The 10,000-nt window shown below is 46.9% G+C and carries 9 protein-coding genes, 3 tRNA genes and 1 pseudogene; 4 read left to right on the top strand and 9 right to left on the bottom strand.

Features of this window, described 5'->3' with window-relative positions:
* Positions 1-537 (bottom strand): annotated as a pseudogene (locus LDL40_RS18150) (phosphopentomutase); the annotation flags it as partial.
* Positions 538-680: 143 nt separating this feature from the next.
* Positions 681-2,297, bottom strand: a complete 1,617-nt coding sequence (locus LDL40_RS18145; RefSeq protein WP_300996883.1) for a methyl-accepting chemotaxis protein — start codon at positions 2,295-2,297, stop codon at positions 681-683.
* A gap of 175 nt (positions 2,298-2,472) precedes the next feature.
* Between LDL40_RS18145 and LDL40_RS18140 the strand changes: the two genes are divergently transcribed.
* Positions 2,473-3,165, top strand: a complete 693-nt coding sequence (locus LDL40_RS18140) for an SDR family NAD(P)-dependent oxidoreductase (protein ID WP_300996882.1) — start codon at positions 2,473-2,475, stop codon at positions 3,163-3,165.
* Here LDL40_RS18140 and folK read toward each other — a convergent pair.
* Positions 3,046-3,570: a 2-amino-4-hydroxy-6-hydroxymethyldihydropteridine diphosphokinase gene (gene folK, locus LDL40_RS18135; protein ID WP_300996881.1), complete on the bottom strand. Its 525-nt coding sequence runs from the start codon at positions 3,568-3,570 to the stop codon at positions 3,046-3,048. The genes LDL40_RS18140 and folK overlap by 120 nt on opposite strands.
* Before the next feature lie 15 nt (positions 3,571-3,585).
* Positions 3,586-4,362, bottom strand: coding sequence for an MBL fold metallo-hydrolase (locus LDL40_RS18130; protein WP_300996880.1), 777 nt, complete (start codon positions 4,360-4,362; stop codon positions 3,586-3,588).
* Between the two features lie 177 nt (positions 4,363-4,539).
* Here LDL40_RS18130 and LDL40_RS18125 point away from each other — a divergent pair, with 177 nt between their 5' ends.
* Positions 4,540-5,535 carry a PHB depolymerase family esterase gene (locus LDL40_RS18125; protein WP_300996879.1) on the top strand — a complete coding sequence of 332 codons (996 nt, stop codon included), beginning with the start codon at positions 4,540-4,542 and terminating at the stop codon, positions 5,533-5,535.
* On the opposite strand, the gene LDL40_RS18120 is transcribed toward LDL40_RS18125, so the two are convergent.
* On the bottom strand, positions 5,514-6,524 hold the full coding sequence (locus LDL40_RS18120; protein WP_300996878.1) for a zinc-binding dehydrogenase: 1,011 nt from the start codon (positions 6,522-6,524) through the stop codon (positions 5,514-5,516). The genes LDL40_RS18125 and LDL40_RS18120 overlap by 22 nt on opposite strands.
* Before the next feature lie 97 nt (positions 6,525-6,621).
* Between LDL40_RS18120 and LDL40_RS18115 the strand changes: the two genes are divergently transcribed.
* The gene (locus LDL40_RS18115) at positions 6,622-6,972 is read left to right on the top strand and encodes a helix-turn-helix domain-containing protein (RefSeq protein WP_300996877.1); all 351 of its coding nucleotides are present in this window, start codon (positions 6,622-6,624) and stop codon (positions 6,970-6,972) included.
* On the opposite strand, the gene LDL40_RS18110 is transcribed toward LDL40_RS18115, so the two are convergent.
* A complete protein-coding gene (locus LDL40_RS18110; protein WP_300996876.1) occupies positions 6,939-8,828 on the bottom strand; it encodes a M61 family metallopeptidase in 1,890 nt (629 codons plus the stop codon). The two genes, LDL40_RS18115 and LDL40_RS18110, sit on opposite strands and share 34 nt — an antisense overlap.
* Before the next feature lie 133 nt (positions 8,829-8,961).
* On the opposite strand from LDL40_RS18110, the gene hxpB reads away from it, so the two are divergent.
* Positions 8,962-9,630: a hexitol phosphatase HxpB gene (gene hxpB, locus LDL40_RS18105; protein ID WP_300996875.1), complete on the top strand. Its 669-nt coding sequence runs from the start codon at positions 8,962-8,964 to the stop codon at positions 9,628-9,630.
* Between the two features lie 77 nt (positions 9,631-9,707).
* Here the strand turns inward: hxpB and LDL40_RS18100 are convergent.
* From LDL40_RS18100 to LDL40_RS18090, 3 genes are all read right to left on the bottom strand, one after another.
* Positions 9,708-9,783, bottom strand: a tRNA-Phe gene (locus tag LDL40_RS18100).
* Between the two features lie 8 nt (positions 9,784-9,791).
* Positions 9,792-9,867, bottom strand: a tRNA-Thr gene (locus tag LDL40_RS18095).
* 49 nt (positions 9,868-9,916) lie between these two features.
* Positions 9,917-9,992 (bottom strand) — tRNA-Phe (locus LDL40_RS18090).
* Positions 9,993-10,000 lie beyond the last annotated feature (8 nt).

Below are 10,000 nucleotides of genomic sequence, written 5' to 3'. Positions count from 1 at the left end.
AAAATGTTCTTCATGAGCTGCCACCTGAAACACACTGTCCGCCGAGGTATAACAAATAGGTTTGCCGGTTTTGACATGTTCATCACCCAGCTTCACCAGAATATCAGTGCCTGAAGCGTGGCAATTGCCTAAAATTCCAGGCACACCGGTACGGCGGACTAACTCGTCAATCAGTTCAGCAGGAAAGCTATTTTGTTTATCGTGGAAATAGCCCCAGTCAAATAACACAGGCACACCGGCAATTTCCCAATGTCCACTTGGGGTGTCTTTACCGCTGGAGAGCTCGCGGGCATAACCGTAACTACCGACCAGGGTTGGACTATCTTCGACCAATGCCATTTCACCACTGGCAGCAAAACCGGCTTTGACCAAACCTAAACTGGACAGATTGGGCAGATGCAACTTACGACCTTTGGCACGAAAAAATGCTTTGCTGATGCTGGCAAAGGTATTGGCGCCGACGTCACCGAATTTTTCAGCATCGGGCGCACTACCAATCCCAAAGCTATCCATGACTAAAATTACTGCCTTTGACATACTTACCTACCTTTAACATCAGGCCTGAGAACTTAAAAACGATCATGAGGCCAGATAACGCCAGCCACAAGTGGCAAAATTAAAAAGGGCACGCAGCTTATGCAAAAACGTGCCCTTTGGCAATCCCATCTTTTTACATTCTGCTAACTGATTTTAAATTTGCCTACTAAGCCAAACAAGGTATCAGATAACTGACGAATTTCATTCGACAAACGATCATTGTCCTTAGCAATATCGCCTGCAGCACTGGCCTGATCATGTAAAGCATATAAGTTTTTGGTAATTTCCTCGGATACCAAAGCCTGCTCCTCGGTCGCAGATGCCGTTTGAGTCGCCATATCATTGACCTTAATAGAGGATTGTTGTAACTGACGGAATACCTGTTCGGCCTGCGAAAAACTGCTAACTGTTAAATCAGCATTAGTTTTGCCGCTGTTAATCGCCGTCGCAGCTTCATTCACCCGACTTTGCAGTGCCTGAATCATTTCCTGAATATGGTTAGTGCTTTGCTGAGTCCGGGAAGCCAAAGTGCGCACTTCATCAGCCACTACGGCAAAACCTCTGCCCTGCTCCCCAGCCCTGGCTGCTTCAATAGCTGCATTTAATGCCAATAAATTAGTTTGTTCAGCTATTCCACGTATGACATCCAATACAGAGGCTATATTTTCAGAGCTATTTTCCAACTCACCGGAGCAAGCCAAAGCTTTGTCCACGTCCCTGGTCAAGTTTGCCATACTTTGCGTCACGCTGGTCACGACCACCAGACCACGCTCTGCACTCATTTTTGCCTCATCCGCTTCGTGTGCTGAATCTGTCGCTACTTGCGCCATTTCTTTATTGGCCAGCGTCATTTCGTGCACAGCACTGACGATAGAGTCTGAAGCCACGTTTAAGGATCTGGTGATGTCATTGGTTTTAATCGCAGATTCGGACAAAACCTGTGTCAGCTTGCTTAGCTGAGCCGCCTGCTGCAACACTGAGGCTATCAGTTGACATAAATTCGCTACAAAGCCATTAAACTGCGCAGCCAGTGCCGCAAATTCATCCTGTGAGTTGGTGTCCAGCCGTGCTGTTAAATCACCATCGCCTGAGGCAATTTCAGACAAGCGCTCTGTTAGGGTATTAATTTGGGTTGTAAGCGACTTAGGTACGCTGTAGCTAAACCAGCCAGCAATTAACAAGATAATAGCCGTAATGCTGTAGGTGGTATTTTGAAAAAAACTGATCTCAGAGGTCAATATTTGTTGCTCGCTCACAGATTTATTCAATGCTGCTTCACCGGCTTGATCTAATACATGGCGCAAAGCTGCAAACTGTTTTTGCTCTTCAGCAATCAACTCTGCTGCCGCGCTGCCCGTTTTACTTGCCTCCAGCAAAGCTAAAGCGCTTTGGTACCACAACTGATAATCCTGCTCAAACTCTGAGAATTGCTGCTGGACATCAGGATAGTTCTTTAAAAATTTCAGATAATCTGAAAACCTTTGTTTAACTTGTTGTGCGTTTTCCTCCACGTCTGCTTCAAGCGCTGCGCTGTCTCCCTGCTTACTTAAATGCATGGTGGTCGCCAGCTTGGCCTGATACAAATCTCTGTCCGCGTTTAACACTACAGAGATTGCCTGAAGGAAATTATCCGCCTGTATCGCCAGAGCGTTTTTTTGTAACCCCGACAGATAGCTAAACATAGAGACAACGATTAATAAGGTTAGAGCCAGAATAAGCATAGGTAAACTGCTTTTAACTCTTATACTGTGCAGATTCATAATGAGTCCTTGGAGGGATGTAATACTGGACTAAGTATTGATAACAGAATGACTTTCTGCCAAATTTTAGTGAAAAATAATTCAACTGTTCCGCTTTGCTGCTGCGTAATCAGGTCAATGAACTAAAACAGCTGACTGGCGTATATGTCTGCAAATCAATGAATGGGGTTTGTTAATGAAAACAGCAGTAATCACAGGCACAAGCCGCCGCCTTGGTGCTTATCTGGCGGAGAAACTCAGTGCAGAGGGATATCAGGTATTTGGTCTGACCCGACAAGCTAATACAGAACAGCAGTATCTGACACAACTCGTAGTGGATTATCAGTCGCCGGACTCCGTCATGGCAGCGGTTCATAAGTTGCAACAGCAAAACAGCATAGATCTGTTAATACATAACGCTTCTTTATTTGAAAAAGATCAGCTTCATTGTGAAGATCCTATAAGTTTTTATCAGGCGTTATTCGCAGTACATATGCAGCTACCTGCTTTATTAAATCAGCAGCTGGCGCCACAAATAGCCGCCACAGAAGGTGGCGGCTTAATAGTGCATATCACCGATATTTATAGTGAAAACCCCAACCCGGCCTTCTCGCTCTATTGCAGCACCAAGGCCGGATTGGAGAATTTAATGAAGTCAGCGGCTAAAGCTTATGCGCCCAGGATCAGAGTGAACAGCATTCAGCCCGGTCCTATTATGTTTTTGCCAGAGCATAGCAACAGCGAAAAACAGCAGGTGATGCAACAAACCTTAATTGCGCAGGAAGCTGGTTTCGAGCCAATTTATCAGGGCGTCAGGTTTTTGGTCGAGAATAAATTTGTCACCGGTTTGAGCCTGAAAATAGATGGCGGCCGGTCGCTCGGAAAATAACTGATACCCCAACTGGATAGGCGCTTGTTTACTGACTGGGTCGAATACTTGTTGCAGGTAAGACTCGGTCAGTTGCGTTATCCAATCATCAGACCATTGCTGCAGGCAGCTTAGGATGTCCAAATCACAAGTGCGATCTTTTACACTACGTTTTGGGTCGCTTCGATCCCGCCCAAGTTGCTCTTCAATACGACAAAGCGCTTCTTTTAATGCTGTGGCAGAGAGCTCTGTGTTTAGCACCAACACCGAATTTACAAATACGTTATTGGATTCAACCAGCTCAGCCTGAGTATAAACACGTTGATACAGATACAATGAACCAAAGTCTCGCGCCAATAGGCTTATTGCGGCAGCAACATGTTGCTCCGGCTGAATATTGGACCCTATCGAAATCACATAATACATACCACTCCTAGTGACTCAGCATTGAGCTGCATCCGTCTGAGATTTTTTACTCAATTGCACCCGCTGTCCTTGCCTGGCAAAACCAGCAAAATGCTGATCGACCATCGGCTGATATTTTGGCCAGTGATCCTCATAACTCATTAAATAGGTTTTTTTACGCAGTGCTTCCGGGTACAGACGGATAAGCGAATGCACAGAGGCATGCACAGGGTTGTATTCAGTTAATGTGACATCGTGAAAAATCAGCTCCGGATTAAGCTGCATTAGCAGTTCCGGCACTGCCACTGTGTCACCTGAGTAAAACACCGACTGATTAATCAGTACACCAAAGCACACTTTACCCGGCGTATGACTGACTCGATGCAGTTGGTACTGATTGCCAAAGAGCTCAAACTCCTCGTTATGCAACAACACCAGGTCGAAATAATCAGAGAGTTCATTTTCTCCTTCGCCATTTTTACCCAGCACCCCTTTTAAACACTGATGCCATAACTCGTCGTATAACTCATGATGCAACATCAGCCGGGCCTTTTTGCGATATTTATAGCGCCCTTCATTCGCAAGCCGCTCCAGTCCAAACATATGATCTGCGTGCACATGGGTAATAAAAACGGCATCTATATCCTTCAGTGTTAACCCCTGGGCCTGCAACGCAGGTTTGATGGTGTAGCCACAGTCAATCAGCAATTTACCTTTATCGTTAGTGACCAATGCGTTGTTATTAAACAAAGTATCGGATTCTGAATGACCACAACCCAGAATTAACAGTTCATTGGTGTTGGATAACATCATTTATTTCTACCCACAACGAGATGCTTTCATCATACGGCTTATATGGCAGATTGTATCACTGCTTTGCCGGATCTTTTTATTTCTGTCACTGCAGCTCACTGTACCTTAGTGCTATAGCCCGCAATCTTGAAAGAGCCCAGAATAAGTGACTTCTTAGCTTTTAAAAGGACAGTTCAGATGAAAACTATGATGGCGCCTTTCGTTTTATCCTCCATAGCATTTTTATTCAGCAGTTCGGTATATGCTGTGCCTGCGTTAAAGCTGAATTTAGACCAGACTACAGTCTCAGGTTTATCCAGCGGTGGTTACATGGCAGCGCAGTTCCAGCTTGCCCATGCCGATTGGGTCAAAGGTGCGGCTATAGTGGCCGCCGGGCCAGTGTATTGTGCGCAGAATAATTTAATGACGGCGCTGGATCACTGTATTAATAAAGTCGGCAGCCCTATCCCTTTGGCCGACATCAATAAGCAGCTCAAAGACTGGTCTGTACAAGGTTTGTTGGCATCAGAAGCTCAAATTAAGCAAAGCAAAATCTGGTTGTTGCACGGCACTGCCGATCAAAAGATCAGTAAAGAAGTGGCTGATGCGCTCCATCAGCAGTACCAGCAGTGGTTACCGGCAGCACAACTGAGTTATGTGCAGGATAAAAACTTCGCTCACCATATGCCAACTCTAGCCGAAGGCAGCGCCTGCGATACGTCTGAAGCCCCCTTCCTGGGCAAGTGTAATTACGATGCGGCAGGAGAAGCACTGAAGTTTATTCAAGCCGGTTTAAAAGCACCTTCCAACACCAGCGACGGTAAAGTCTACCCTATTGAGCAGCAAACAATAGCTGGCGATCTGGCTGATACTATGGCTGAACAAGGTTATGTTTATGTACCCAAAAACTGTGAGCAAGGCCAAAGCTGCAGTTTGCACATCAGCTTTCATGGTTGTAACCAGCATGCGGAGGCTGTTGGTATGGCCTATGTCGAAAAAGCCGGATTTAACCGCTATGCCGACAGCAACAATATAGTGGTGCTGTATCCACAAACCCGGGCATCCAACCTGATGCCGATGAACCCACAAGCCTGCTGGGACTGGTGGGGTTATACAGATGCGAACTATGCCAATCGCAAAGGCCTGCAAATTCAGGCCGTAGTGAAACTGGCTCAGTCACTGCAAAGCCGGTGATCAATGACTAATTTACCTGTCAGCTGCTGACTGGCTTGCAGCTGCCAGGCGTGGGCCATTGTTTCAGGGGAAAGCCCGGCGAGTACTGTGCTGGTTGTACTTTGGATTAGCCCCTGCTCTGCCAACACACTCAGTTGTTGCAATACTTTGCCTTGTTGCGCCATATCAGGCGTTTGGTATTTGGTTTTACTGAATACAAACTCCCAGCTGAAACTGGCACTTTTATCCATTAGCAGCTGAATAGCATGAGGTTGTTTTGCGCTGGATAACGCAACAATACAACCTGAAGGCGCAACCAGCCTGGCCATTTCATCAAAATAACTATCGGTATCATGGGCGCAGACAATAGCGGGAAACTGATGTGGGTTTAGCGCAGCCAAAGCTTGATGCGGTATAACCTGAGTTGCTCCCATAGACCTGCACCAGGCCTGACTTTCGGCTCTGCTTGCTGTCGCTGTAACATCAATCTGCCATAAGCGGCATAACTGCAATAACACAGAGCCTACGCCACCGGCACCGTTAATCAGCAATAATGGCCGGGTTGAATTTATTTCAGAAGCATAAGGCCGGTAACCCAGTTTTTCCGTGAGTAGCTCCCAGGCTGTTAAAGCCGTTAACGGTAAAGCCGCAGATTGCACCGCATCCCAGTTTGCCGGAGCTTTGGCAACCAGTCGTTGATCCACCAGTTGATGGCTGGCCTGCGCACCGGAAACACTCAACTGCCCCATGTACCAGATGCGATCACCCAGTTTAATGTTGGTTACTAAATCGCCTTTCGCCACTACAACGCCGACGGCGTCCCACCCCAGCACAGCAGCTTGTTGTCCGGTTTTGAGCTGGCTCAGTACTTTAATATCAACCGGATTAAGCGCACTGGCTTCCAGCTTGACCAGCAATTGCTGATCAGAAGGAGCAGCCAGTTCAAGTGCCTGCCGACGCCAATGCAGCGGCAGGTTTTCATCGACACAAAACGCATTCACAGAGTACATAATTCGGTCCTGTTAAAAAGCCAGAATCCACTATAGCCTTTGCCAACAAAACACGTAAGAATGCACAAATCTGTGCCTTACACACATTTTGTATACCATGAGAACAAAAATAGAACAGCGTAATACCGCCACCGATTGTGGTGTGGAAGCCGCCCTTGAATTGATTGGTGGCAAGTGGAAAGGAGTGATCCTGTATCACTTACAAAATGGTGAGTTGCGGTTTAATCAACTGGCACGTCTGCTGCCCAGAGTCACCCAGCGAATGTTGACCCGTCAGTTGAGAGAGTTGGAGCAGGATGGCTTAGTTCTGCGTACTGTGTATCCTGAAGTACCGCCTAAAGTTGAATATCGTTTAAGCCCTAAAGGTCAGAGCTTAAACGAGGTCGTGATGTTACTGAAACACTGGGGCGAAACTTACGTGTTAGATAACGATCCCAGCCACAACTGACGGCGGTGCAGCTGCTTTTGAGTCGCATCTTTAAGTTCAGTCAGCATCAAAGCCGGATCAGCAGCAAAAGTCACTTGAGTGGTATAGGTTTTACCACGACTGCTAAAGCTCAGTTCTGCAGTATCACCCACTTTGTACTGAGCTAACGCTTTGTCCCACTGCTTTTTTGATTTCAGCTTAGTGCGCCCCAGTTTTAACAGCAGATCGCCCTTATCAACGCCAGCCTGATACAAAGGGCTGCCAATTAAGGTATTGCTGTCGACTTTGAGCTGTTTGTTTTGCTCCAGCAAAGTGGCAGAAGTTAAAAACGCCTGCTTAGGTTTAGCCTGAGTTAGCTGTAAGCCCATTTCAGCAAATAAAGCTGCAAAGTCAGGCAATTCCTGTCCCTGAATAAACCGGCTGAAGAAGCTGCGGGCAAAAGCAGGATTGTTCGTCAGTTTTGCTAAAGCCTGTTCTAAATCCTGTTCAGTGTAAGGGATGCCGGTTTTACCAAACTCAAGCCAGAGCTGACGCATCAGCAGGTCCAGACTCAGTCCTTCAAACTCTGTTCTTAAGGTCAGATCTAAGGCTAATCCTATTACTTCACCATAGGTGTAATAAGAGATAAAGCTGTTGGCGTAGTTGGTGGGATCTACGGAGACTGCCGCATCCACAAAAGGCGCCAGCTCACTCATACCTGTGGCAGGGAAAAACTGTCGCCCCGGAGAATACTGCACTTTATTCAGTGCCGTGACCACTTTGTCCAGATAGGCCTGCAACTCAAAATGTCCGGTGCGGCTTAACGTCAGTTTGCCGTAATAGTTGGTCACACCTTCAGCAAACCATAAGTTACGGCTCATATTGGCTCGTTGAAAATCAAAGGGTTCTAAATCGGCCGGACGCAAGCGTTCTACGTTCCAGGCATGAAAGAACTCGTGGGACAGGGTTTCAATCTGCGCATAGTCCGCCTCCTTCAATGAACGCTCATCGGTCAGAATAGTGGAATTGCGATGTTCCATACCATCACCATCGACATAAGGCAGATAGTCAGCAATAAACACATACTGGCCATAATCAAACTTTGGATACTCACCAAATATCTTTTGCTGTTCAGCCACTACGGCTTTGGCTTTTTCGGTAAAGCTATCCAGTTGTTGTTCTGTACCCTGATGATGCAAAACCAGATGAATAGTGGCTTCCGACTGCTGATCTGCAACTTTCCAGCTGCGTTGGCTAAAAGCACTCAATTCCACCGGGCTGTCCATCAGATACTGCAAGTCTGGCGCAATGTAGCTGCCATCCGCTTGCAACTGCAGCTGAGTTGCTACTTTCCAGTTTGCATCCGGCAACTTGAAACGCAAAGTGGCAGGGTGCTTAGCGTAGTTTTCGGCAAACAACAAAGTAGCAGGCATGTTGAGGTGGGCATGAGTCCGATCTATCTGGTTATAGGTACCATCACCCCAATCACCATAAAGCCTATACTGAACAATGACAGTACCATCGTGTTGCGCTACAGACCATTGGCTTGGACTGATCCGCTGCAGTGGCAAGGCTTTACCTGTGCTGTCCATCGCTTTAAGGTCGTAGATGTTTTTGGCAAAAGCATGAGGAGCATAACGACCTGGCGATGCGCTGCTCATACTCAGTACTAAATGGGTGGAGTTGACAGCGTCAAACCGTACCTGAATAGCCGCCTCATGGTGCACCACATTATCAAAAGACAATTGATAGCTTACAGAGGATGGAACCTCAGGTTCTGCCGCTAACAGGCTGAGACTTAACAAAGTAGACGTAGACAAGGCGAAAAGCAGGCGCACTACAGTATCCTTTCCTAAATGATAACGCTCTACCATAGAACAATTGACGACGTACTCCAATCTGCTTCTTTGCACTTCATCGCAAAAACAAAGCTAAGCAGAGAATTTGATAGGTCCAGCTTAATAAAGCAGTGGTAGAGCAGCCACAGCTGTTGAATAATAAAGCCTGATACAGCACAGAAGGAGCAAGCAGGTGGTTCAGGCAGTTATTTTTGATATGGATGGGGTACTGATTGATTCTGAACCTTATTGGGCTGAAGCCGAACAGCATGTATTTCGTCAGTTAGGGGTAAAGCTGGATCCGGCTATCACCTCACAAACCAGCGGCATGAGCACCAGAGCTGTGACTGAACTTTGGTTTCAACATTCGCCATGGCAAGGCATGAGCATTGAACAAGCCGAACAAGCTGTTATTGATTACGTGGCTGCAGCAGTACTCGAACGTGGTGTGGTTAAAAAAGGCGTACTTGAGTTGTTGCTACAACTGCAAAACTGGCAAATTCCGGTAGCCTTGGCCACCAACTCACCAGGTTCGCTGATGAATACCGTGCTGGATAAACTACAAATTCGCCATTATTTTCAGGCACTTTGCTCTATTGAGCTGGTTACACAGGGCAAACCCAAGCCAGAAATTTACCATTTAGCCGCCAGCAAGCTTGGTGTTGCTTCAGAGCATTGCCTGGTGTTTGAAGATTCAGTCACAGGTTTAACTGCCGCCAAGGCGGCAGGTATGAAAGTAGTGGCTTTACCCGCGGAACATCACTGGCACAGAGCTGAATACGATCAGGCCGAAAGCCGCTTAAAGTGTTTTAGCGACATTCAGCCCGAGCATTTTCAGGCCTGGGGGTTTAAACAAAGCTGAACAGGCTTTTGAATTATGAAGTCGGTGAATGACACAAAACAAAAAGCCCGTCACAAGGACGGGCTTTTTGTTTTTTATGGTGCCCAGAGGCGGAATCGAACCACCGACACGCGGATTTTCAATCCGCTGCTCTACCGACTGAGCTATCTGGGCAAATAGGATGGTGCCGCTTATCCGAGTCGAACGGATGACCTACTGATTACAAGTCAGTTGCTCTACCAACTGAGCTAAAGCGGCAACCTAAACCGGGTGACAAGATTGCGAAGCAACCACATCACAAAATTTATGGTGCCCAGAGGCGGAATCGAACCACCGACACGCGGATTTTCAATCCGCTGCTCTACCGACTGAGCTATCTGGGCAACGGGGG

It is taken from the genome of Rheinheimera sp. (assembly GCF_020217005.1).
Lineage (GTDB): Bacteria > Pseudomonadota > Gammaproteobacteria > Enterobacterales > Alteromonadaceae > Pararheinheimera.
This window is presented reverse-complemented; position numbering and strand designations above follow the sequence as displayed.